This window comes from Aeromicrobium sp. NPDC092404, assembly GCF_040684095.1.
GTDB lineage: Bacteria > Actinomycetota > Actinomycetes > Propionibacteriales > Nocardioidaceae > Aeromicrobium.
This window is the reverse complement of the sequence record NZ_JBFBFI010000001.1, coordinates 640,378-663,612: the sequence shown is the minus strand read 5'-3', so window position 1 is coordinate 663,612 and position 23,235 is coordinate 640,378. Positions and strand designations below refer to the sequence as shown.

Sequence of the window (23,235 nt, the reverse complement as noted above, 5' to 3'; positions counted from 1 at the left end):
CTTGCGCGTTGAGGGACGTCGTGAGGGAGCAGCCGGCATCGCCGGCACCACGAGGAGGGGCCGGCACCCGCCGGCCGGACATGCACATCCTTTTCTGCAACTGGCGCGACACCAAGAACCCCGAGGGCGGCGGTTCGGAGCGCTACGTCGAGAACATGGCCCGGGGGCTGGTCGAGCGCGGCCACCGCGTGACGATCGCGTGCGCCGCTCACGACGGCGCTCCTCGCGAGGAGACGATCGACGGCATCCGATTCGTCCGGCGCGGCACCAAGCTCGACATCTACGTCCGGACGTTCCTCGCTCTCCTGCTCGGCCGCTTCGGCCGGGTGGATGCCGTCGTCGACGTGCAGAACGGGCTGCCGTTCTTCACGCGACTGGCGACGCGCAAGCCCGTCGTCGTCCTGGTGCACCACGTCCACCGTGAGCAGTGGCCGGTCGTCTACCCCGGCCTCGTCGGACGCGTCGGCTGGTGGATCGAGAGCCGACTGGCGCCCCGGCTCTATCGCCGCAGCCGCTACGTCGCGGTGTCGCAGGCGACACGGCTCGAGCTGATCGAGCTGGGCGTCGACCGCGACCGCATCACGGTGGTCCACAACGGCAACGATCCTGCGCCGACGGTGACCAGCGGCCGGTCCGCCACCCCACGGATCAGCGTCGTGGGCCGACTCGTCCCGCACAAGCAGGTCGAGCACGCCATCGACGCGATCGCCGCGATGAGCAGCGATCACCCCGACGTCGTCCTCGACGTCGTGGGGTCCGGCTGGTGGGACGCCGAGCTGCACGCGTACGCCGAGCGCAGCGGCGTGAGCGACCGCGTCGTGTTCCACGGATACGTCGACGACCAGACGAAGCACGAGCTGCTGGCCCAGTCCTGGATCATGGCGCTGCCTTCGCTCAAGGAGGGCTGGGGCCTCGTGATCGGCGAGGCCGGGGCGCACGAGACGCCGGCCGTCGCCTACAGCACGGCAGGTGGCACGACCGAGTCGATCGACCACAAGGACTCCGGCGTCCTCGTCGACACGCCGGACGAGTTCGTCGCGACCCTGCGGACCTTGATCGAGGACGACGAATGGCGAGAGTTCCTGGGTGGTGGCGCCCTCGAGAAGTCCCGCACCTTCAGCTGGGCGAGCTCCCAGCAGGACTTCGCCGCGATCCTCCAGACGTCCGGGCGGTAGGAGCAGGTCCGGACGCACGAAGGGCGGGCTCCTCGGAGCCCGCCCTTTGTCGCGTCCGTGACGCGCGTGCTTCAGTCGTTCGAGCCGTAGCTCACGTTCGTCGAAGAGATCGGCTTCTCACCGGCACTCTGTTGCGTCTGGACGACGCCCACGACAGTGGCTCCGGCCAGGCCGAGTCCAGCGATGAAGGCGATGATGCCGCCAGTCAGTGTTCCCACGTTGATGTCCTCCCTCGAGACCACACCAGATTACCAGCCCGTAGGGTCACGGCCGAGTCCGTGAGCCGCTGGGCACCGGCTTGCGGCGTCGCCGCTCGACGGCACCGCGGATCGCCCCGTTGGTCGCGAAGGCGAGCGTCAGCGCCGTCACGATCCACGTCGCGATCATGATCTGCCGATCACCGTCGTCGATCGGTCTCGGGCGAGCGCCCGGCAGCGCGAAGAGCCGGAGCCCGTCGCCTTGGACGTCCAGCTCCCGTGCACCCCTGATGCTGCGCAGCGCGTCGGTCGCGCCCGGCGCCTCGGTGTCCACCACGACGATGCCGATCCCCTGCCGGGCCAGGTTCCGCCGCACGGCGCGGCCCTCCAGGACGGCCTGGACCCGCTCGGCACGGGGATCCTCCCCGTCGATCGTCCGGCCGGAGACGACGAGGTCGTCGTTCGTGACGGTCGTGCGGTCGAAGAACCGACCGGCCGGGTCCAGCACCGAGGTGTCGTGGTTCCACGACGGCTTGCGGTACGCGCTGAACGGCAGCACGAGCACGTCACCTCGTACCGAGCTCTTCTCGACAACGCGTCGCGCGTCGGCCCACGCCGCCGGGTAGGTCGCCGGCTCCAGCCGGCCGCCCACGCCCCACGCCAGGTCCGGCAGAGCCGCGAGCGGCAGCGCGAGGGCCAGCACGACGACCGGCACCTCCCAGGCGGTGAACTCCGCGCGGTAGAGGATCGTGTGGACGCCGGCACCGAACGCGACCGCCTCGAGGGGCACGAGCAGGGCCAGCCAACGGGTGCCGTCGCGGACGAGTCCGCCACCGGGCACGTCCCTGACGACCCGCGCGACCAGGTCGGGGTCGAGCCAGCCGAGCAGGGCGACGGCCAGTCCGACGCCGCCGGCCACGGCCAGCACCGCCAGCAGCCGGCCGTCGTCGCGCCACATCGTCACCACACCGACGGCGATGACCGCACCGATGGCGACCGCGATGACGACCGTCAGCACCAAGGTCCGGGAGGTCGGGACCACCTCGGTGTTCCAGATGCCACCGAGGGTCAGCGCCGAGCCGAGCCGGCCGAAGTGCCCCTCCGGCTGCAGCTCGAACAGGCGGACGGCGGCCGGGTCGCTGCGGGAGATCGAGGAGTGCAGCAGACCTGCGACAACCCATGGCGCGTTGACCAGCGCGGCGAGCACGACGACACCCACCACCCCTCGGCGCCAGGCCGCGACGAGCGCCAGGACCAGTCCCATGACTCCTGTCGCCGGGGTCAACGCTGTGGCCGCCAACGCCAAGGAGGCGACGGACCAGCGTGGGTCGTGCTTCCCGCCCAAGGCGTCGATGAGCCACGGAAAGGCCGCGCAGGCCAGCAGCAGCGGCCACTGCCCGAGCACCAGGCGCTCGGCGATGAACGGGTTCCACACGGCCAGCGTCGCTGCAGCCAGCTGGGCGACCAGCGGACGCTCACGCAGCAGACGCGCCGTGCCGACGGCGAGCAGGAAGAGACCGGCGAACAGCACGAGCCTCTGCACGACGGCCGCCGGCACCGCCGCTCCGAGCAACGCCACCACAGCGTCCGACGGCACGGCCCGAGGCAGGCCCGTCCCGAGACCCCAGATCTCGGGCCGGTCGAGGTCGAGGCGGGGCACCCACACCATGTCGTACGACAGCACGTAGCCGCGGCCCAGGAACGGCAGGCAGATCGCCGCCGCCAGGAGTGCCGACCACGCCGGCACGGCCGCCCGGTGGAGGTCGAGCTGTCGCCATCGCCTCATGCTCGCCCCTGCTCTCGTCCGACCCCGGCCACGGCTATTGTGCCGTGGTGAGGACCACGCGCGCGACGATGACGGGTGGCACCCTCGTGGCGGCCGGCATGATGACGATGAACATCGCCGTCTACGGGTTCAACGTGATCGCGGCCCGGGCCCTGCTGCCCAAGGAGTTCGGTGCCCTCACGGCGCTGTTCGGCATCCTCCTGGTCGGCACGGTGGCCTCTCTCGGCCTGCAGGCCGTCACGGCCCGGCGCCTCGCGATCGATCCGGACCACCACGACGCGATCATCGGAGCCACGGTGCGGGTCACCGTGATCGTCGCCTCGGCCGTGGGCCTGCTCGTCGCCGCGTCCACGGTCGTCCTCACACCGGTGCTCAAGCTCGACAGCCACTGGGCCGTCATCCTCTGCGGCGCGACGCTCGTGCCCCTGACCGTGATGGGCGCCGAGTCAGGCATCGCGCAGGGCACCGCCCGCTGGGGCGCGCTCACCGCGATCTACGTCGGCAACGGCGTCGGTCGTCTGCTCGGCGGCGCGATCGCCCTCGTGATCGACCCGAGCGTGAACTCCGCCATGATCGGCATCGCGATCGGGTCCTGGCTCCCGGCGCTCGCGGGAGCGCGACTCATGCTGGGCCACGGCCGCGGCGCGCTGATCAGCCGGCGCCCGCTGCTCAAGGAGGCGCTGTTCTCCACCCACGCCCTGCTGGCGTACTTCGTGCTGAGCAACCTGGACTCGCTGATCGCCCGCAACCGGTTCGACGAGCACGAGAGCGGCCTGTACGCGTCCGGCCTGATCCTCGCCAAGGCGGCCCTGTTCTTCCCGCAGTTCGTCAGCGTCGTGCTGTTCCCCGACCTGGCCCGCGCCACCACGCATCACGCCAGGCTGCGCGCGGTCTCGCTGGTCGCCGGCTTCGGGGCCCTCGCGGTGCTGGCCACGGCGCTGCTCCCCCGCGTGGCCCTGATCCTCGTGGGCGGCCACCAGTACGACGAGATCACCGGGCGCCTGTGGCTGTTCGCCGTCGCCGGCTCGTGCCTCGCGGTCGTGCACCTCCTGGTGTTCGACGCGCTGGCCCGGCACGCCCACGGCATCGTCTTCATGATCTGGGGCGCCGTCCTCGCGGTCGTCGCCGCGGCGTACGGACTCGGCGTCGGGATCACCGGCCTCGCCCTGACTGTGGCGCTGGTCGCCGCGTCCCTCGCCGCCGTGGTGTTCGTCTTCGCCCCGAGCCACTCTCGGGTCCCGGCGGACTCCGACGCGTAGCGCCGGTCGCCTCAGCGGCGGTGGATCGGCGACCTTTCGGCTTCCGTCCTGGGTCGCAAGGTCACCGACCGGGCTAGTGGCCGGCTTCGTGCCAGGTGCGGCCCACGCCGACCGAGACGTCGAGCGGGACCGAGAGGTCGGCTGCCGAGGCCATCTGGTCGCGGACGAGCTGCTCGACCTGCTCGCGCTCACCGGCTGCCACCTCGAGCACGAGCTCGTCGTGGACCTGCAGGAGCATCCGCGAGGTCAGGCCGGCGGCGTCGAGCGCGCGCTCGACGCCGAGCATCGCGACCTTGATGATGTCTGCGGCCGAGCCCTGGATCGGCGCGTTGAGCGCCATGCGCTCGGCCATCTCGCGCCGCTGCCGGTTGTCGCTCTGCAGGTCAGGCAGGTAGCGGCGCCGCCCCATGATGGTCTCGGTGAAGCCGGTCTGTCGTGCCTCGGCGACGAGGCCCTGGAGGTAGTCGCGCACGCCGCCGAACCGCTGGAAGTAGTCGTCCATCAGCGCCTGCGCCTCGCTCGTGGTGATGCTGAGCTGCTGGCTGAGGCCGTAGGACGACAGGCCGTAGGCCAGGCCGTAGTTCATGGCCTTGATGCGCGCCCGCAGGCCGCCGTCGATGTCGCTCGGGTCCTTCGAGAAGACCTTGGCCGCCATGACGGTGTGGAAGTCCTCGCCGGAGTTGAACGCCGCGATCAGGTCGGCGTCCTCCGACAGGTGCGCCATGATGCGCATCTCGATCTGGCTGTAGTCGGCCGTGACGAGCGTCTCGAACCCCTCGCCGACGCAGAACGCCTCGCGGATGCGTCGCCCCGACGCCGTGCGGATCGGGATGTTCTGCAGGTTGGGGTCGTTGGAGCTCAGCCGGCCGGTCGCTGCGATGGTCTGGGCGTACGTCGTGTGGATCCGGCCGTCGTCCGAGATCGACTTGCGGAGGCCCTCGACGGTCTGGCGCAGGCGGGTGACGTCGCGGTGGTCGAGCAGGTGCTGCAGGAACGGGTGCTGGGTCTTGTCGAACAGCTGCTGCAAGGCCTCGGCGTCGGTCGTGTAGCCGGTCTTGGTCTTCTTGGTCTTGGGCATCCCGAGCTCGTCGAACAGCACGACCTGCAGCTGCTTGGGCGAACCGAGGTTGATCTCCTTGCCACCGATCGCGGCAAACGCCTCCGAGGCGGCGTTCTGCGCCCGCGCGGCGAACTCCGACTCGAGCTCGATCAGGTGGTCGTCGTCGATCGCGATGCCGGTGCGCTCCATGCGAGCCAGCGTCGCCACGAGCGGCAGCTCGACGTCGTGGATCAGCGCCGTCCCGCTCGCCTGCTCCACCTCCTGGTCGAGCACCGCGGCCAGGTCGAGCGTCGCGCGGGCCCGCAGCATGCCGGACTCGGCGCCGACGTTGTCGGTGTCGAGGGTCAGCTGGCCGGAGTTGTCGGACTCGTCGCGCAGCTCGCGCTTGAGGTAGCGCAGCGACAGGTCGCCGAGGTCGTACGAGCGTTGGTCGGGACGGACGACGTAGGCCGACAGCGCGGTGTCGGCCACGACGCCGTGGATCGGCCAACCCTTGGCCTCCAGCGCCAGCGACGGTCCTTTGGCGTCGTGCAGGACCTTGGGTCGCTCGGGATCAGCGAGCCATGCCGCGATCGCCGCATCGTCGTCAGGGGTGATGTCGTCGGTGCCGATCCAGGCGGCGGACTCCTCGGAGGCCACGGCCAGCCCGACGACGTCACCGGTGCCGCGACCCCACGAGCCCTGCACGTGCAGACCGAGCCGAGAGCCGCCGGCGGAGTGGGTCTCGAGCCACGCCGGGACCTCCCCGGGCGCGAGGGCGGCGCCGTCGAGGTCGAATCCCTCCTCGGCCTGCGGCTCGACCTCGCCGAACGCCTCGAACAGTCTCGTCCTCAAGGCGTTGAACTCAAGCGCGTCGAACACGGTGTGGATCGCCTCGCGGTCCCACACCGTGTCGAACGTCAGGTCCGCCGGGCCGGCAGGCAGGTCGAGGTCGAGGATCAGCGCGTTGATGCTGCGGTTGCGCAGGACGCTGTCGAGGTGCTCGCGCAGCGCCTCGCCCGCCTTGCCCGGGACGTTCTCGACGTCGTTGACGAGGGCCTCGAGGGTGCCGTACTGGTTGATCCACTTGGCCGCGGTCTTGGGTCCGACGCCCGGAACGCCCGGGAGGTTGTCACTCGTCTCGCCCACGAGCGCGGCGATGTCGGGATAGTGGTCGGGCGTGACGGCGTACTTCTCCTCGACCGCGGCGGGCGTCATGCGAGCCAGGTCGGAGACGCCCTTGCGCGGATAGAGCACCGTGGTCTTGTCGCTGACGAGCTGGAGGGCGTCGCGGTCGCCCGTGCAGATCAGCACCTCCATGCCTGCTGACTCGGCCCGTGTCGTGAGGGTGCCGATGATGTCGTCGGCCTCGAACCCGTCCTTCTCGAACGTCGTGATGTGCAGCGCGTCGAGGATCTCCTTGATCAAGGGGATCTGACCCGTGAACTCCGGCGGCGACTTGGAGCGGTTGCCCTTGTACTCGGCGTACTGCTCGAGCCGGAACGTCTTGCGGGAGACGTCGAACGCGACAGCGACGTGCGTCGGCCGCTCGTCGCGCAGCACGTTGATCAGCATCGACGTGAACCCGAACACCGCGTTGGTGCTCTGGCCCGTCGTGGTCGAGAAGTTCTCGACGGGGAGGGCGAAGAAAGCACGGTAGGCGACGGAATGGCCGTCGATCAGCAGGAGGCGGTCCACCCGGTCGACTGTAGTCGTCGGGTCTGACGATCTGCGAGCGGTCAGGTGCGCGAGTGCCCGCGCGCGTCGGTGCGGCGGCGGAGGGTCCGGCGCACCGCGATCAGCTTGCCGGTGTCGCGCGAGTTGGTGGCCTTCATCGTGAGCCGTGACCGCAGCTTGCTGGCCTGGATCGCGCGGACCACGGCGATCTGGTTGAACCCGATCTTGGTGAGGTAGCGGTGCGGCTCACGCGACTGAACGGGGATCGCGGCGACCACGATCTCGCAGTTGTGCTCCTCGCCGTACGACGCGGCGGCCGAGAGCAACGTGGAGGCGACCGACTTGCGGCGATAGCGCGGCGACACCTGGATCTCGGTGACGATGAGGACGCGGGTCAGGTTGATGGGCGTCAGGGTGCCCACGGTGCACACCGTCGCGCCGACCATCTCGCCGTCGATCAGGGCCACGATGATCCGCTTGTCGCGCTGACTCAGGTTGAACTCGAGGGCCGCTGCGGCCTCGGCGACCCCGGGCTCGCGCCACAGGGACTGCTGCGTGAACGCCTCGGATCCCTCGTCGGACCCTCCCGCGCACTCGGCCCACAGGGAGATCAGGGCAGGGGCATCCTCGCGATCTGCGTCCCGGAGAACGATGTGCGGCCGGACCGACATGCTCTCCCCTGTCTCGAGTCGGGCTTGCCCGCACAGGTCGCGCGGGCGTTGAACTGACACACTACGCGCGAGGTCTGGGGACCGTACCCGGTTGAACCCTCAATCGTCGAAGGAGACCTTACATGTTCGTCGGAGTGGGGACCGTCACCAATGTGGCCACCGTGGTCGCCGGCTCGGGCCTGGGTCTCCTGATCGGGCATCGCCTCAGCCTGCGCGTACGTTCGACCGTCACCTCGGCCCTCGGTCTCGTCACCCTGCTGATCGCCGCGCAGGCGGCCATGGCCGTCGGCGATCGCCAGCTCAGCGACGCCGTCGGGAACAGTGCTCCGATGCTGATCGTCCTGGGCTCGTTGGTGATCGGCGGCGCCATCGGTTCGTGGCTGCGGCTCGAGGACCGGCTCGAGGACTTCGGCGGCTGGCTGCAGGGCCGGCTCGCCCGCGGCGACGCCCACGAGGGCCGGCAGCGCTTCATCGAGGGCTTCGTCATCAGCTCGCTGGTGTTCTGCATCGGCCCCCTGACGATTCTCGGCTCGATCAACGAGGGACTCGGCAACGGCGCCGACCAGCTGCTGCTGAAGGCGACGCTCGACGGGTTCGCCGCACTCGCGTTCGCCGCTTCGTTCGGGATCGGCGTCATGGCCTCGGCGGTCTCCGTCGCGGTGATCCAAGGATCTTTGACGGTCCTCGGCGCCCTCCTCGGCTCGTTCCTCCCTGATGCGCACCTCGCTGCGCTCACGGCGACGGGCGGACTGATCCTCGTCGGTGTCGCGTTCCGGCTCCTCGACCTCAAGTCGATCCACGTCGCGGACCTGCTCCCGGCCCTCGTCATCGCCCCGCTGCTGTGTCAGATCGCCGTGCTGGCGAGCTGACACCGCGTCTCGAAACTCAACTGTCACCTGAGATTGACTCCAGAGCGCGCGCGTGACTCCCGCAAGTCGCTATAGTCCGAGGACCACCCGGCAAGCCGAACAGGAGTACATGCGTGCGATTGCGAATCGCGGCCCTTCTCGCAGCTCTGGCGGGGGTGTTCTTGCTGATGGCTCCCGGGTCGGCAGTGGCGACGCCCACGCCGACGCCCACCCCGACGACGGGGGCTCCCACCGCCAACGAGCGGCCCACCGAAGGCTCCTACATCGGCGTGACGCTGATCGACAGCTCCAAGTCCACCAAGGACAGTGACGGCGATCCCGTCCCGGGCGTGGCTCTCTCGGTCCTCGACTCCTCGGACACCGAGATCGGCACGCAGACCACCGACGAGGCCGGTCAGGTGTTCATCCCGATCGAGGGCCGCGGCGAGTTCACCGTCAAGCTCGACAAGGGCACGCTGCCCGAGGGCGTCGAGCTCAGCGGCAGCGCCTCGACGTCGAAGACCGTCACGGTCCGGCTCGACGGCGGCACGTTCGTCCAGTTCCAGATCGGCGTCGAGGAGACCGTGTCGGTCCCCTTCATCGACAAGTTCTCGCAGGCAGCCGTCACCGGCTTCCGCAACGGCTTGATCATCGCCGTCGCAGCGCTCGGTCTCTCGATGATCTTCGGCACGACCGGCCTGACCAACTTCTCGCACGGCGAGATCATGACCTTCGGCGCCTTCACGACGTACGTCGTCAACGTCACGATCGGCATGCCGGTCATCGTGGCGGTCATCGTCGCCGTCTTCATCGGCGGGCTCTACGGGTGGCTCAACGAGCGCATCCTCTGGCGACCTCTACGCCACAAGGGCGTCGGGTTGATCGCCATGATGATCGTCTCGATCGGCCTCTCGCTCCTCCTGCGCAGCGTCTTCCAGTTCTTTTTCGGCTCGACCTACCGGTCGTACGACGAGTTCCGGCAGCAGCGCCAGACCGACTACGGACCGTTCTCGCTGGCCCCCAAGGACCTGTGGGTCATGGGCATCTGCGTCGCGGTCCTCGCGATCGTCATCACCTTGCTGATGACGACGCGCATGGGCAAGGCGACCCGCGCCGTGTCGGACAACCAGGCGCTCGCCGCCTCGTCGGGCCTGCGGGTCGACGGGGTCATCTCGGTGGTCTGGATCGTCGGCGCCGCCATCACGGCCCTGGCCGGCGCGTTGCAGGGCCTGCTCTACCAGGTCAACTTCACGCTGGGCTTCAACCTGCTGCTGCTCCTGTTCGCCGCGGTCACCCTCGGCGGCCTGGGCACGATCTGGGGGTCGCTGCTCGGCTCCCTCATCATCGGCGTCCTCGTCAACGTCGGCCCGGTGTTCGGCGTGCCGGAGTCGATCAAGAACGCCGGCGCCCTCGCGGTGCTGATCCTCGTGCTGCTGATCAGACCTCAGGGCATCCTCGGTCGCAAAGAGCGGATTGGGTGACACGACATGGACATCGGCAACATCATCAATGACTCCTTCTCCGCGGCTCTCGGGCCCACGGCGATCGTCTACGCGCTCGCCGCGATCGGGCTCAACATCCAGTTCGGCTACACGGGCCTGCTCAACTTCGGTCAGGCCGGCTTCATGGCCATCGGCGCCTTCGGCCTGGCGGTCAGCGTCGCGACCTACGACATCCCGTTCTGGATCGCAATGGTCATCGCCTTGGTCCTGCCGCTCGTGCTGGCGGTCATCCTCGGCGTACCGACGCTACGACTCAGAGCCGACTACCTGGCGATCGCGACGATCGCGGCATCCGAGATCATCCGTCTGGTGATCTCCTCGGTCGAGATGGCCGACGTCACCGGCGGCACCAAGGGCCTGACCGGGTATGCCGGCACGTTCTACGACCTCAGCCCGTTCGACTCCGGTCTGGACATCGGCATCGCCAGCTTCTCCGCGGGCAAGCTCTGGGCGATGACGGTGGGCTGGACCCTCGTGGCCCTGGCCTGCGTGCTCGTCTGGCTGCTCATGCGCAGCCCTTGGGGACGCGTGCTGCGCTCGATCCGCGAGGACGAGGACGCCGTGCGCTCGCTCGGCAAGAACGTCTACGCCTACAAGATGCAGGCGCTGATGCTCGGTGGCTTCTTCGGCGGCCTGGCCGGCATCTTCTTCGCCCTCCAGCAGTCATCGGCCCTGCCGGGCAACTACGGCACCAACATCACGTTCTTCGCCTACACGGCGTTGCTTCTCGGCGGCGCGGCCCGCGTGCTCGGTCCGGTCATCGGAGCCATGATCTTCTGGTTCATCCTCAACGGTGTCGGCACGATCATGAGCCAGCTCACCGAGGGCGAGAACCCGATCCTCTCCCCCGACATCATCGACAGCAACCAGGGCTCGCTCGTGCGCTTCATCCTGGTCGGCCTGGGCCTCATGCTGCTGATGATCTTCCGACCACAAGGCATCTTCGGCGATCGAAAGGAGCTGGCGATCGATGGCCGCTGAACTCAGTGATGCCCGGGCATCCCTGGCAGGCGTCTCGAACGAACCAGGCGCTGCCAAGCCGGACGCGATCGTCTCGGGCAGCAACATCACCCGGACGTTCGGCGGACTCAAGGCCGTCGACGTCGACCACATCGAAATCCCCCGTGGCGTCATCACGGCCCTCATCGGCCCCAACGGCGCCGGCAAGACCACGCTGTTCAACCTGCTCACCGGGTTCGACGAGCCCGACGAGGGCGAGTGGACGTTCAACGGCACGCCCCTGGCGAAGGTGCCGGCCTACAAGGTCGCGCGTCTCGGCATGGTGCGCACGTTCCAGCTGACCAAGGTGCTCTCCAAGCTGACGGTCATCGAGAACATGCGCCTCGGCGCGACGGGCCAGCGCGGCGAGAAGTTCTTCTCCGCGGCCTTCCGCTCCCTGTGGAAGTCGCAGGAGGACGCCAACACGGTCCGCGCGGACGAGCTGCTGCAGCGCTTCAAGCTCGACGCCAAGCGCGAGGACTTCGCCGGCTCGTTGTCCGGCGGCCAGCGCAAGCTGCTGGAGATGGCCCGCGCGCTCATGGTCGATCCCGAGCTGATCATGCTCGACGAGCCCATGGCCGGCGTCAACCCGGCGCTCAAGCAGTCGCTGCTCGGCCACGTGAAGTCGCTGCGCGACGAGGGCCGTACGGTCCTGTTCGTCGAGCACGACATGGACATGGTCCGCGACATCTCCGACTGGGTCATCGTCATGGCCCAGGGCAAGATCGTGGCCGAGGGCGATCCGCACTCGGTCATGGCCGACCCGCGCGTCATCGACGCCTATCTCGGCGCCCACCACGACGCCGACCTCACCGAGGCGGAGGCACTCATCGAGCAGGAAGCTCTCGCCGAGCTGGCCAAGGAGGCCGAGGATGACTGAGACCGCACCTCCCAGCACCGAGCGCGACCAGCACCTGGCGAACGCCGACGGCGCCGTCCTGCGGGCCGACAACCTGATTGCCGGCTACCTTCCGGGGGTCAACATCCTCAACGGGACCGACCTGTACTGCCAGCCGGGCGAGCTCGTCGGCATCATCGGGCCCAACGGCGCCGGCAAGTCGACACTGCTGAAGGCCCTGTTCGGCCTCGTGAAGATCAGCGAGGGCTCGGTGCAGCTCAAGGGTGACGACATCACCAACAAGCGCGCCGACGTGCTGGTCACCCGTGGCATCGGGTTCGTGCCGCAGACCAACAACGTCTTCCCGAGCCTGACGATCGAGGAGAACCTCGAGATGGGCTGCTACCAGGCGCCCAAGAAGTTCCAGGAGCGCTTCGGCTTCGTGACCGACCTCTTCCCAACGCTGGGCACCCGCCGCAAGCAGCGGGCCGGGCAGCTCTCGGGCGGCGAGCGGCAGATGGTCGCGATGGGTCGGGCGCTCATGATGGATCCGTCCGTGCTGCTGCTCGACGAGCCGTCCGCCGGCCTCTCCCCCGTCCTCCAGGACGAGGTCTTCGTCCAGACCCGCAACATCAACAAGGCGGGTGTCTCGGTCATCATGGTCGAGCAGAACGCCCGTCGGTGCCTGCAGATCTGTGACCGCGGCTACGTGCTCGACCACGGTCGCAACGCCTACAGCGGCACTGGCCGGTCGCTCATCAACGACCCCCGGGTCATCGAGCTCTACCTCGGCACGCTGGGCCAGACCGAGGGCTGATCCCCGCACCACTCGTCGACGAAGGGCCCGAGCACGCGCTCGGGGGCCCTTCGTCGTATGCGGCTCACGCGTCGTGCGGTCGTACGGCAGGGGACGTCGCACCCCTGCCCGACGCAGATGCCCCCGCCCCCTCAGACGAGGGGACGGGGGCATCGATGATGCGGCTGGATCAGCCTTCCGACGGATCCGGGACCTCACCGGCGATGTAGTCCACCGGCTTGTAGGTGTTGTCCTTGCCGTACTCGTAGATGCCGATCGACGCAGCAGTCGGGCTGCCGGTCGAACCGAGCTCGATCGGGCCGGAGACACCGTCGTAGTCGATGTCCTTGCCGTCCTTGACCAGCGCGATGCACGCCTCGAACGAGTCGCACTTCTCGCCACCCTTGGTGACGTCCGGGAGCTCCTTGGCGATCGACTCACCCGAGTCGTCCTTGGCAGCCTCGGCAGCAAGCGCCGACGTGACGACCGCGTCGTAGGACTCAGCGGAGTACGAGTAGTCCTTGAGCTTCGGGTCGACCTCGAGCAGACGCTTCTGGAACGCCTCCGGAGCCTTGGCGCCGGGGACGGTGCCCTTGGTGCCGGTCAGCGTGCCTTCGGGCAGCGGGTTGTCCGTGTCCTTGGCGTAGCTGGCGGTGTTGCCGTCGACGAAGTACGTCGGGACGTCCTGCGGGCCCGCACCGACCGACTCGAGAGCCGGGACGATCTTGGCGGTCTCGGCGAACGCGATGACGACGACGGCGTCCGGCTTGGAGTCGGCCACGCCCTGCGCCTGCGTGTCGAACTCCGAGGCAGTCGCGCCGTAGAGCTGCTTGGTGGCGATCTTGCCACCGGCGGCCTCGACGTTCTTGGAGATCTCGTCGGTCAGGGTCGTTCCGTAGGGGTCCTGCGTCGACAGGATCGCGACGTTCTTGCGACCGTCCTGCGTCAGCAGGTTCGCGACGACAGCACCCTGGAGGATGTCCGAGGGAGCGGTGCGGAAGTAGAGGTCGGGCTTGTTGAACGGCGCGACCAGGTCGAAGTCGGTCGACGTGTTGGCCGGCGAGTAGACGAGCGCGCCTTCCTTCATCGCGTCCTCGACGAACGTCTTGGTGACACCGGACGAGGCGGCACCGACGATGACGTCGGCTCCGGCCTTGATCAGCTTGGCGGACTCCTCCGGAGCGATCTCCGGGTCACCCTCGCCGTTGCCGCCGGAGTCGCCCTTGACGTAGGCGACGTCCTTGCCGAGCACGCCACCTGCGGCGTTGATGTCCTTGATCGCCAGCTCGACGCCTGCGAACTCCGGGGGGCCGAGGAACGAGAGGTTGCCGGTCGCCGGCAGCAGCGAACCGACGGTCAGCGTGCCGTCACCCTTGGCTGCGGGTGCATCGCTCTTCTTGTCATCCTTGCCTTCGCTGTCGCCGCCACATGCAGCGAGAACAAGCGCGCTCGCGGCCACGACGGCCGCGAGGCGGATCGTCTGGGTACTGCGTTTCATCAATCCTCCGGATGTGTAGAAAGCCCATGGCCCGTGCCAGGGAGCGTGTACGTATGCATGAACTTAGTCTTTCCAGGGGTCAATTGGGTCAACGAGCCAATTCCGGCAGGCAACGTAGCCAATTTGTAACCAGACGGATCAGGGCTGCTGATCGACCGGGGATCCGAGGCCGGGTCCGTGGTCGATGACCCCCTGCGCGACCTGCTGCATCGTGAGCCGAAGGTCCATGGCGGTGCGCTGGATCCACCGGAAGGCGTCGGGCTCGCTGATGCCGAGGGCCTCCTGCAGGAGCCCCTTGGCGCGCTCGATGGTCTTGCGGGTGGCGAGCTGACCGGTGAGATCGCCGACCTCGCTCTCGAGCGCCCTGATCTCGGCGAACCGGCTCATCGCCATCTCGATGGCGGGCACGAGGTCGGACTTGGTGAACGGCTTGACGAGGTAGGCCATCGCGCCGGAGTCGCGCGCTCGTTCCACGAGCTCGCGCTGACTGAACGCCGTCAGCATCACGACCGGCGCGATGCGTGCCTGGGCGATCTGGGACGCGGCAGCGATGCCGTCGAGTCGAGGCATCTTGACGTCCATCACGACGAGGTCGGGGCGGTGCTCCATCGCGAGCTCGATCGCCTCCTCGCCGTCACCGGCCTGGCCGACGACGACGTAGCCCTCCTCGGCCAGCATCTCCGCGAGGTCGAGCCGGATCAGTGCCTCGTCCTCGGCGATGACGACACGCGGGGCGGGCCGTCCCGATTCCGGCGCTCGATCAGTCACATGAGAAGGTTAACCGGCACGGATCCGCTCGGTCGCCCGACTGGTCTCGTGCGCAGCCGGGTTGGCGGAATGGTAGACGCGACGGTCTCAAAAACCGTTGTCCGCAAGGGCGTGCGGGTTCGAGTCCCGCACCCGGCACCGGGACGTGAGCCCTCGCTGGCGCTCGGTCTCAGTCCCAGCGTCGGAAGCAACGGCCGGAGGCCGCGGTGCCGGCTTGCCGGCACCATGGCTCAGCCACTCGCTGCGCTCGTGCTTCGCACCCGGGCCGGGAAGCAACGGCCGAAGGCCGCCGTGCCGGCTTGCCGGCACGGCGAGATCAGCACCCAGCGCACGGAGGAGCAAGCGTCCTCTCGACAGCCTCGAGCACCGGATGCACACGCCCCATGCAGAAACAAACCCTGAGAATGCCGAGAAAAACCTTGATATTCCAAGCAGCGGCGGCAAGTATGAAGAAGGCGGAGCAGGGCACCGCAACACCGGGAACTCCCTCCCAGCTGTCACTGGTCGGCACTCCCAGCTGACCCGCAGCACGTTGCACCGCGGTCTTCCGTGGGCCCGCTCCGCCCCCGCCGAAAGCGGCCGCCCGAGGACCTACTCGGCGGTGTCCTGGTACGCCGGCACGACGCCGTTGATCGCATCGCCCATGTTGTGGACGCGCAGCGCGTTGGTCGAGCCGGCGATGCCCGGAGGGCTCCCGGCGACGATGACGACCTGCTGGCCGTCGGCGCAGCGGCCGATCTCGAGCAGGGCCTTGTCGACCTGCAGCACCATCTCGTCGGTGTGGGTGACCTCGGGGACGAGGAACGTCTCGATGCCCCAGCTGAGGGCGAGCTGCGAGCGTACGAGCGGGTCGGGCGTGAACGCGATGACCGGGACCTTGGAGCGGTAGCGCGTCATGCGGCGCGCCGAGTCACCGCTGGTGGTGAAGGCGACGACGTAGCGGGCGTTGACCGACTCGGCGACATCGGCGGCGGCGCGACAGATGATGCCGCTCTTGGTCTTGGCCGTCCACGTGAACGCCGCCATGCGGGGCAGGCCGTGCTCCTCGGTGGACTCGATGATGCGCGCCATCGTGGTGACGGTGTGGATGGGGTACTCCCCCACGCTCGTCTCTCCCGAGAGCATGACCGCGTCGGCGCCGTCGAGGACCGCGTTGGCGACGTCGGACGCCTCGGCGCGAGTCGGTCGCGGTGCCGAGATCATCGACTCGAGCATCTGGGTCGCGACGATGACCGGCTTGGCGTTGCGGCGGGCCTTCTCGACGATGAGCTTCTGCACGATCGGGACGTCCTCGAGCGGGAGCTCGACGCCGAGGTCGCCGCGCGCCACCATGACGCCGTCGAAGGCATCCATGATGCCGTCGAGGTTGTCGACGGCCTGGGGCTTCTCGATCTTGGCGATGACCGGGCGCATGATGCCCTCCTCGACCATGATCTTCTTGACGTCGTAGTAGTCGTCGGCCGATCGCACGAACGACAGCGCGATGAAGTCGACGCCGAGGCGCAGGGCGAACCTGAGGTCGTCGACGTCCTTCTCGCTCATCGCGGGGACACTGACCATCACGCCGGGCAGGTTGATGCCCTTGTTGTTGCTGACCGGGCCGCTCGTCTCGACCTCGCAGGTCACGTCGGTGTCGGTGACGGCGGTCGCGCGCAGGCGCATGCGGCCGTCGTCGATCAGGATCTCGTCACCGACGGACACGTCGCCCGGCAGGCCCTTGTAGGTCGTGGAGCAGCGGTTGACGTCGCCGAGGATGTCGTCGGTCGTGATCGTGAACGTCGAGCCGACCTCGAGCTGGACGGGACCGTCGGCGAACCGGCCGAGCCGGATCTTGGGACCCTGCAGGTCGGCGAGCACGGCGATGGCCTTGCCGACCTTGTCACCGGCCTCACGGACCCAGGCGTAGTTCTGCTCGTGGTCGGACTGGTCACCGTGACTCATGTTGAGTCGCGCGACGTCCATCCCGGCCTCGGTCAGCTGCAGGATCTTGTGGGCATTGCCGACGGCGGGGCCGAGGGTGCAGACGATCTTCGCTCTTCTCACCTGATCGAGCCTATCCAGTGCTTCACCTACCGGCGAGTCACTTAAGTGGTTTGGCGCAACAAATTAGGTGAGACATTCCGTCACACCGTCAAAGGCCGCGCATTCGGCGGAATCGGAGCCGGCAGGTTGGTCGATCCGGACAGATAGGCGTCCACGCCGGCAGCCGCGGAACGGCCCTCGGCGATGGCCCAGACGATGAGCGACTGGCCGCGCCCCGCGTCACCGGCGACGAACACGCCGTCGACACTCGACATGTAGCGCCGGTCGCGCTTGACGTTGCCGCGCTCGTCCAGCTCGACGCCGAGCTGGTCGACCAGGCCTTCCTGCTCCGGACCCGTGAAGCCCATCGCGAACAGCACCAGCTGAGCCGGCACGACCCGCTCGGACCCCTCGACCTCCTCGAACGTCCCGTCGACCATCTCGACCTCGACGAGTCGCAGCCCGCTGACGTGGCCGTCCTCGCCGAGGAACTCCTTGGTGGAGATCGAGTAGACGCGGTCCCCCGCCTCCTCGTGTGCCGACGAGACGCGGTAGATCATCGGGTACGTCGGCCACGGCTGGGTCTCGGGACGATCCGTGCCCGGGTTGGGCATGATCTCCAGCTGGGTGATCGACCTGGCGCCCTGGCGCACCGAGGTGCCGAGGCAGTCGGCACCGGTGTCGCCACCGCCGATGATGATGACGTCCTTGTCGGTCGCGACGATCTGGTCCTCGACCTCCTCGCCGAGCGCGACGCGGTTGGCCTGCGGGAGGAACTCCATCGCCTGGTGGATCCCGGCGAGCTCACGCCCCGGCACCGGCAGGTCGCGCCGCACGGTGGCGCCGATCGCGAGCACGACCGCGTCGTAGCGGTCCCGCAGCTGGTGCCCGGTCAGCGTGTCGCCGACCTGCACGCCCGTACGGAAGACGGTGCCCTCGCGCTGCATCTGGTCGATGCGGCGGTCGACCTGGAGCTTTTCCATCTTGAACTCGGGGATGCCGTAGCGAAGCAGACCGCCGGGCTTGTCGTCGCGCTCGTACACGGCGACGGTGTGGCCCGCACGCGTCAGCTGCTGGGCGGCGGCGAGCCCGGCCGGACCCGAGCCGACGACGGCGACGGTCTTGCCGGTCAGCCACTCCGGCGGCTCCGGGCGGACCTGACGGTCGTCCCAGGCCTTGTCGATGATCGAGACCTCGACGTTCTTGATCGTCACGGCGTCGCGGTTGATCCCGACGACGCACGCCGTCTCGCACGGCGCGGGGCACAGCCGGCCGGTGAACTCGGGGAAGTTGTTGGTCGCGTGGAGCCGGTCGAGGGCCTCGTCCCAGTCCTCGCGCCACACGAGGTCGTTCCACTCGGGGATCAGGTTGCCCAGCGGGCAGCCCGAATGGCAGAACGGGATGCCGCAGTCCATGCAGCGGCCGGCCTGCTCGGTGATGATCGGCAGCAGCGCGCGGCCGGGTCCACCGGGGTAGACCTCTTTCCAGTCGTTGACCCGCTCCTCGACCGGGCGCCGTTCGGCAACCTTGCGGGGCGTGGTGATGAAACCTCTGGGATCAGCCACGTGCGGCCACCTCCATCATGCGTGCGGTCGTGTCTTCCTCGGACAGTCCTTCGGACTCGGCGGCGTCGCGCGCCTCGAGCACCAGCCGGTAGTTGACCGGCATGATCTCGGTGAAGCGGGCGAGCGACTGCTCCCAGCTGCCAAGCAGCTGCTCGGCGACCACCGAGCCGGTCTCCTCCATGTGCTTCTGGACGAGCGTTCTCAGCTCTTCGGCGGCGGTGCCCTCGACGGGCCTCAGCTCGACCATGTCGAGGTTGACCCTCGACGCGTCGAGGTCCAAGACGTACGCCGAACCGCCACTCATGCCGGCGGCCACGTTGCGCCCGGTGGGACCGAGGATCACCACGCGGCCACCCGTCATGTACTCGCACGCGTGGTCGCCCACGCCCTCGACGACGGCGCTCACGCCGGAGTTGCGGACGCAGAAGCGCTCGCCGACCTTGCCGCGCAGGAAGATCTCCCCGCTGGTGGCTCCGAAGCCGATCACGTTGCCGGCGACGATCTGCGCCTCGGCGGTGAACTGCACCTCCCGCGGGGGGCGCACGACGATGCGGCCGCCGGACAGGCCCTTGCCGACGTAGTCGTTGCCGTCACCCTCCAGCCGCAACGTGACGCCCTTGGGCACGAACGCCCCGAACGACTGGCCGGCCGAGCCGAGGAACGTGATGTCGATCGTGTTCTCCGGCAGGCCCTCGCCGCGGTAGCGCTTGGTGACCTCGTGGCCCAACATCGTGCCGACCGTACGGTTGACGTTGCGGATGTCGACCTGGGCGCGCACGGGCTCCCCGCTCTCGAGCGCGTCAGCGCTGAGGGCGATGAGCTCGTTGTCGAGCGCCCTGTCGAGGCTGTGGTCCTGCCCCGTCGTGTTGCGCAGCGCTGCACCTTCGGGGAGCTCCGGGACGTGCAGGATCGGCGACAGGTCGAGCCCGTCAGCCTTCCAGTGGTCGACCGCCTTGCGGACGTCGAGCATCTCGGCGTGACCGACGGCCTCGTCGATCGAGCGGTAGCCGAGCTGTGCCAGGATCTCGCGGACCTCCTCGGCGATGAACTCGAAGAAGTTGACGACGTACTCGGCCTTGCCGGCGTACTTGTCGCGCAGCGCCTTGTTTTGCGTCGCGACGCCGACCGGGCACGTGTCGAGGTGGCAGACCCGCATCATGATGCAGCCGCTGACGACCAGCGGCGCCGTGGCGAAGCCGAACTCCTCGGCACCGAGCAGCGCGGCGATCACGACGTCGCGACCGGTCTTGAGCTGCCCGTCGGCCTGCACGACGATGCGGTCCCGCAGCCCGTTGAGCAGCAGCGTCTGCTGGGTCTCGGCCAGGCCGAGCTCCCACGGACCGCCTGCGTGCTTGAGCGACGTCAGCGGGGACGCGCCGGTGCCACCGTCGTGCCCGGAGATCAGGACGACGTCGGCCTTGGCCTTCGAGACGCCGGCAGCGACCGTGCCCACCCCGATCTCGGACACGAGCTTGACGTGCACGCGTGCCGACGGGTTGGCGTTCTTGAGGTCGTGGATCAGCTGCTTGAGGTCCTCGATCGAGTAGATGTCGTGGTGGGGCGGCGGCGAGATGAGCCCGACGCCGGGCGTGGAGTGCCGCGTCCTCGCGACCCAGGGATAGACCTTGGGGCCGGGCAGCTGACCGCCCTCACCGGGCTTGGCACCCTGCGCCATCTTGATCTGGATGTCGTCGGAGTTGGTGAGGTACTCCGACGTGACACCGAAGCGCCCGGAGGCGACCTGCTTGATCGCCGAGCGGCGCTCGGGGTCGTACAGGCGCTCGGGGTCCTCGCCACCCTCGCCGGTGTTGGACTTGCCGCCGAGACGGTTCATCGCGATCGCGAGGGTCTCGTGCGCCTCCTGGCTGATCGAGCCGTACGACATGGCGCCGGTCGAGAACCGCTTGACGATCTCGGAGACCGGCTCGACCTCGTCGATCGGGACGGGCGGACGCTCCCCCTCGCGGAAGCTGAACAGCCCGCGCAGCGTCATGAGGCGTTCGGACTGGTCGTCGACGCGCGAGGTGTACTGCTTGAAGATCTCGTAGCTGCCGGTGCGCGTGGAGTGCTGCAGGCGGAAGACCGTCTCGGGGTCGAAGAGGTGCTCCGATCCCCCGCGACGCCACTGGTACTCGCCGCCGACCTCGAGGTGCCGGCGTGAGGCGGCGATGCCGCTCGTCGGGTACGCCTTGAGGTGTCGTGAGCGGACCTCCGCGGCGAGCACGTCGAGGCCGACGCCGCCCAGCTTGGAGGACGTGCCGGTGAAGTAGGCGTCGACGAGGTCATGGGACAGCCCGACGGCCTCGAAGATCTGCGCGCCGGTGTAGGACGCCACAGTCGAGACGCCCATCTTGCTCATGACCTTGAGCACGCCCTTGCCCAGGCCGTACGCGACGTTGCGCAGGGCCTTGCCGGGCTCGACGTCCTCGACGAAGACCTTCTCGCGCGCCAGGTCCTCGGCCGACTCGAGCACGAGGTAGGGGTTGACGGCGGTGGCGCCGTAGCCGATCAGCAGCGCGACGTGGTGCACCTCGCGGACGTCGCCGGCCTCGATGATGAGCCCGGCCTGCGTCCGGAGCTTCTCGCGCACCATGTGGTGGTGGACCGCGCCGGTCAGCAGCAGCGACGGGATCGGGGCCAGGTCGGCGTTGGAGTGCCGGTCCGACAAGACGATGATGCGAGCCCCCCGCGAGATCGCGGCCGAGACCTCGGCGCAGATCTCCTCCAGCTTCTGCTTGAGCGCTCCTCCTCCGCCATGGACGTCGTAGAGGCCGCGGACGACGTGCACCGAGAAGCCCGGCATGTCGCCGTCCTTGTTCATGTGCCGAATCTTGGCGAGCTCGTCGTTGTCGAGCACCGGGAACGGCAGCTGCAGCATGCGGCACGACGCGGGACTGGGCGCGAGCAGGTTGCGCTCGGGCCCGATCGTGCCGGCCAGCGACGTGACGACCTCTTCGCGGATCGCGTCCAGCGGCGGGTTGGTGACCTGCGCGAACAGCTGCGAGAAGTAGTCGAACAGCTGGCGCGGCCGGTTCGACAGCGCCGCGATGGGCGTGTCGGTGCCCATCGAGCCGATGGCCTCCGCGCCGGTGCGCGCGATGGGCGCGATGAGCAGGCGCAGCTCCTCCTCGGTGTAGCCGAACACCTGCTGGCGCCGGGTCACCGAGGCGTGGGTGTGCACGATGTGCTCGAGGTCGGGCAGGTCCTCGAACCGCACGAGTCCCGAGTAGAGCCACTCGTCGTACGGGTGCTCCGAGGCGAGGGTGTTCTTGATCTCGTGGTCCTCGATGATGCGGTGCTCGTCGAGGTCGAGCAGGAACATCTTGCCGGGCTCGAGACGACCCTTGCGGGTGATCTTCTTCTGGTCGAGGTCGAGCACGCCGGCCTCGGAGGCGAGCACGACGAGGCCGTCCTCGGTCACCCAGTAGCGACCGGGGCGCAGGCCGTTGCGGTCGAGCACCGCACCGATCTGGTTGCCGTCGGTGAAGGCGATGGCGGCGGGACCGTCCCACGGCTCCATGACGGAGGAGTGGAACTCGTAGAACGCCCGGCGGGCGGGGTCCATGTCCTCGTCGTTCTCCCAGGCCTCGGGAATCATCATCATGACGGCGTGCGGCAGGCTGCGGCCGCCGAGGTGCAGCAGCTCCAGCACCTCGTCGAACGATGCGGTGTCGCTGCCGAGCGGGTCGCAGACGGGGAACAGCCGGCTGAGGTCGCCGGGGATCAGGTCGCTCTCGAGCAGCGCCTCGCGCGCGCGCATCCAGTTGCGGTTGCCCCGCGCGGTGTTGATCTCGCCGTTGTGGGCGATGAAGCGGAACGGGTGCGCCAACGGCCAGCTGGGGAACGTGTTGGTCGAGAACCGGCTGTGCACGATCGCCATCGCCGACTCCATGCGCGGGTCGGCCAGGTCGGGGAAGAACCCCTCGAGCTGCTCCGGCGTCAGCATGCCCTTGTAGACCAGCGTGCGACTGGACAGCGAGGGGAAGTAGACCTCGAGCTCGTGCTCGGCACGCTTGCGCAGGCAGTACGCCGTGCGGTCGAGCTCGATGCCGCTCTGCGCCTCGCCCGTCGCCGTCACGAAGACCTGCACGAAGGCCGGCATCGCGGCGCGCGACATGCCGTGGCCCAGCACCTCGGGCTCGATCGGCACCTCGCGCCAGCCCAGGACCGTGAGGCCCTCCTCGGTCGCGATCTCCTCGACCCGCGCCTTGGCCTCGGCGGCCGCGGACTCGTCGGTCGGCAGGAACGCCAGGCCCGCTGCGTAGGTGCCGGCCTCGGGCAGCTCGACCCCGCTGACTCCTCGGAGGAACGCGTCAGGGACCTGGATCATGATGCCCGCGCCGTCACCGGTGTCCGGGTCGCCGCCGACGGCTCCTCGGTGGTCCAGGTTGCGCAACGCCGTCAGCCCCTGCAGGACGATCTCGTGGCTCGGCACGCCGGTCAGGGTCGCGACGAACGCGACACCACAGGCGTCGTGCTCGTTCTGCGGGTCGTACAGACCTTGGGCAGGAGGCTGGGCCGAATAGAGGGGGGCGCGCATCATGGGCCTCACTTCACGTCATCAGGGTCACGAACAATCTCGTACCGGGGACGAC

Annotated in this window: 16 protein-coding genes and 1 tRNA gene; 8 read left to right on the top strand and 9 right to left on the bottom strand. The window is 68.8% G+C overall.

The genetic code is table 11. From position 1 onward, the window contains the following. The first annotated feature begins 20 nt into the window (after positions 1–20). A complete protein-coding gene (locus AB0N22_RS03425; RefSeq protein ID WP_364636124.1) occupies positions 21–1,175 on the top strand; it encodes a glycosyltransferase family 4 protein in 1,155 nt (384 codons plus the stop codon). Positions 1,176–1,246: 71 nt separating this feature from the next. On the opposite strand, the gene AB0N22_RS03420 is transcribed toward AB0N22_RS03425, so the two are convergent. Together AB0N22_RS03420 and AB0N22_RS03415 are read right to left on the bottom strand one after the other, a co-directional pair. Further along, positions 1,247–1,393 (bottom strand): DUF2613 domain-containing protein, encoded by a 147-nt coding sequence (locus AB0N22_RS03420; protein WP_364636121.1) that lies wholly within the window; start codon positions 1,391–1,393, stop codon positions 1,247–1,249. Positions 1,394–1,439: 46 nt separating this feature from the next. Further along, on the bottom strand, positions 1,440–3,158 hold the full coding sequence (locus AB0N22_RS03415; RefSeq protein ID WP_364636118.1) for a hypothetical protein: 1,719 nt from the start codon (positions 3,156–3,158) through the stop codon (positions 1,440–1,442). A gap of 47 nt (positions 3,159–3,205) precedes the next feature. Between AB0N22_RS03415 and AB0N22_RS03410 the strand changes: the two genes are divergently transcribed. After that, on the top strand, positions 3,206–4,417 hold the full coding sequence (locus tag AB0N22_RS03410) for a polysaccharide biosynthesis protein (protein WP_364636116.1): 1,212 nt from the start codon (positions 3,206–3,208) through the stop codon (positions 4,415–4,417). Positions 4,418–4,490: 73 nt separating this feature from the next. On the opposite strand, the gene polA is transcribed toward AB0N22_RS03410, so the two are convergent. Together polA and AB0N22_RS03400 are read right to left on the bottom strand one after the other, a co-directional pair. Next, positions 4,491–7,154, bottom strand: a complete 2,664-nt coding sequence (gene polA, locus AB0N22_RS03405; protein ID WP_364636113.1) for a DNA polymerase I — start codon at positions 7,152–7,154, stop codon at positions 4,491–4,493. 41 nt (positions 7,155–7,195) lie between these two features. Next, complete coding sequence (locus AB0N22_RS03400; RefSeq protein WP_364636110.1) at positions 7,196–7,804, bottom strand: GNAT family N-acetyltransferase; 609 nt, start codon at positions 7,802–7,804, stop codon at positions 7,196–7,198. 122 nt (positions 7,805–7,926) lie between these two features. On the opposite strand from AB0N22_RS03400, the gene AB0N22_RS03395 reads away from it, so the two are divergent. The 5 genes from AB0N22_RS03395 (at position 7,927) to AB0N22_RS03375 (ending at position 12,808) form a co-directional block, all read left to right on the top strand. Then, positions 7,927–8,673, top strand: a complete 747-nt coding sequence (locus AB0N22_RS03395) for a DUF554 domain-containing protein (RefSeq protein WP_364636107.1) — start codon at positions 7,927–7,929, stop codon at positions 8,671–8,673. Between the two features lie 113 nt (positions 8,674–8,786). After that, a complete protein-coding gene (locus tag AB0N22_RS03390; protein WP_364636104.1) occupies positions 8,787–10,133 on the top strand; it encodes a hypothetical protein in 1,347 nt (448 codons plus the stop codon). A gap of 6 nt (positions 10,134–10,139) precedes the next feature. Continuing rightward, on the top strand, positions 10,140–11,135 hold the full coding sequence (locus AB0N22_RS03385) for a branched-chain amino acid ABC transporter permease (protein ID WP_364636101.1): 996 nt from the start codon (positions 10,140–10,142) through the stop codon (positions 11,133–11,135). Beyond that, positions 11,125–12,033: an ABC transporter ATP-binding protein gene (locus tag AB0N22_RS03380; RefSeq protein ID WP_364636098.1), complete on the top strand. Its 909-nt coding sequence runs from the start codon at positions 11,125–11,127 to the stop codon at positions 12,031–12,033. The genes AB0N22_RS03385 and AB0N22_RS03380 overlap by 11 nt, the downstream gene beginning before the upstream one ends. Continuing rightward, positions 12,026–12,808, top strand: coding sequence for an ABC transporter ATP-binding protein (locus AB0N22_RS03375; protein ID WP_364636095.1), 783 nt, complete (start codon positions 12,026–12,028; stop codon positions 12,806–12,808). The genes AB0N22_RS03380 and AB0N22_RS03375 overlap by 8 nt, the downstream gene beginning before the upstream one ends. Before the next feature lie 169 nt (positions 12,809–12,977). Here the strand turns inward: AB0N22_RS03375 and AB0N22_RS03370 are convergent, their stop codons facing one another. Beyond that, the gene (locus AB0N22_RS03370) at positions 12,978–14,285 is read right to left on the bottom strand and encodes an ABC transporter substrate-binding protein (RefSeq protein WP_364636092.1); all 1,308 of its coding nucleotides are present in this window, start codon (positions 14,283–14,285) and stop codon (positions 12,978–12,980) included. Positions 14,286–14,423: 138 nt separating this feature from the next. Beyond that, the gene (locus AB0N22_RS03365; protein WP_364636090.1) at positions 14,424–15,053 is read right to left on the bottom strand and encodes a response regulator; all 630 of its coding nucleotides are present in this window, start codon (positions 15,051–15,053) and stop codon (positions 14,424–14,426) included. A 55-nt stretch (positions 15,054–15,108) separates the two neighbouring features. On the opposite strand from AB0N22_RS03365, the gene AB0N22_RS03360 reads away from it, so the two are divergent. After that, a tRNA-Leu gene (locus AB0N22_RS03360) sits at positions 15,109–15,191 on the top strand. Between the two features lie 453 nt (positions 15,192–15,644). On the opposite strand, the gene pyk is transcribed toward AB0N22_RS03360, so the two are convergent. The 3 genes from pyk to gltB all read right to left on the bottom strand — a co-directional run bounded on the left by pyk (position 15,645) and on the right by gltB (position 23,183). Further along, positions 15,645–17,096 carry a pyruvate kinase gene (gene pyk / locus AB0N22_RS03355; RefSeq protein ID WP_364636087.1) on the bottom strand — a complete coding sequence of 484 codons (1,452 nt, stop codon included), beginning with the start codon at positions 17,094–17,096 and terminating at the stop codon, positions 15,645–15,647. 80 nt (positions 17,097–17,176) lie between these two features. Then, complete coding sequence (locus AB0N22_RS03350) at positions 17,177–18,640, bottom strand: glutamate synthase subunit beta (RefSeq protein WP_364636084.1); 1,464 nt, start codon at positions 18,638–18,640, stop codon at positions 17,177–17,179. Further along, a complete protein-coding gene (gene gltB, locus AB0N22_RS03345) occupies positions 18,633–23,183 on the bottom strand; it encodes a glutamate synthase large subunit (protein ID WP_364636081.1) in 4,551 nt (1,516 codons plus the stop codon). Before gltB ends, AB0N22_RS03350 begins: the two co-directional genes overlap by 8 nt. Positions 23,184–23,235 lie beyond the last annotated feature (52 nt).

Excerpts from the sequence above, each read along its gene's own strand:
- AB0N22_RS03375 (WP_364636095.1), top strand. The coding sequence starts at position 12,026 with ATGACTGAGACCGCACCTCCCAGCACCGAGCGCGACCAGCACCTGGCG.
- gltB (WP_364636081.1), bottom strand. The coding sequence starts at position 23,183 with ATGATGCGCGCCCCCCTCTATTCGGCCCAGCCTCCTGCCCAAGGTCTG.
- AB0N22_RS03395 (WP_364636107.1), top strand. The coding sequence starts at position 7,927 with ATGTTCGTCGGAGTGGGGACCGTCACCAATGTGGCCACCGTGGTCGCC.
- AB0N22_RS03400 (WP_364636110.1), bottom strand. The coding sequence starts at position 7,804 with ATGTCGGTCCGGCCGCACATCGTTCTCCGGGACGCAGATCGCGAGGAT.
- AB0N22_RS03370 (WP_364636092.1), bottom strand. The coding sequence starts at position 14,285 with ATGAAACGCAGTACCCAGACGATCCGCCTCGCGGCCGTCGTGGCCGCG.
- AB0N22_RS03385 (WP_364636101.1), top strand. The coding sequence starts at position 10,140 with ATGGACATCGGCAACATCATCAATGACTCCTTCTCCGCGGCTCTCGGG.
- AB0N22_RS03415 (WP_364636118.1), bottom strand. The coding sequence starts at position 3,158 with ATGAGGCGATGGCGACAGCTCGACCTCCACCGGGCGGCCGTGCCGGCG.
- AB0N22_RS03380 (WP_364636098.1), top strand. The coding sequence starts at position 11,125 with ATGGCCGCTGAACTCAGTGATGCCCGGGCATCCCTGGCAGGCGTCTCG.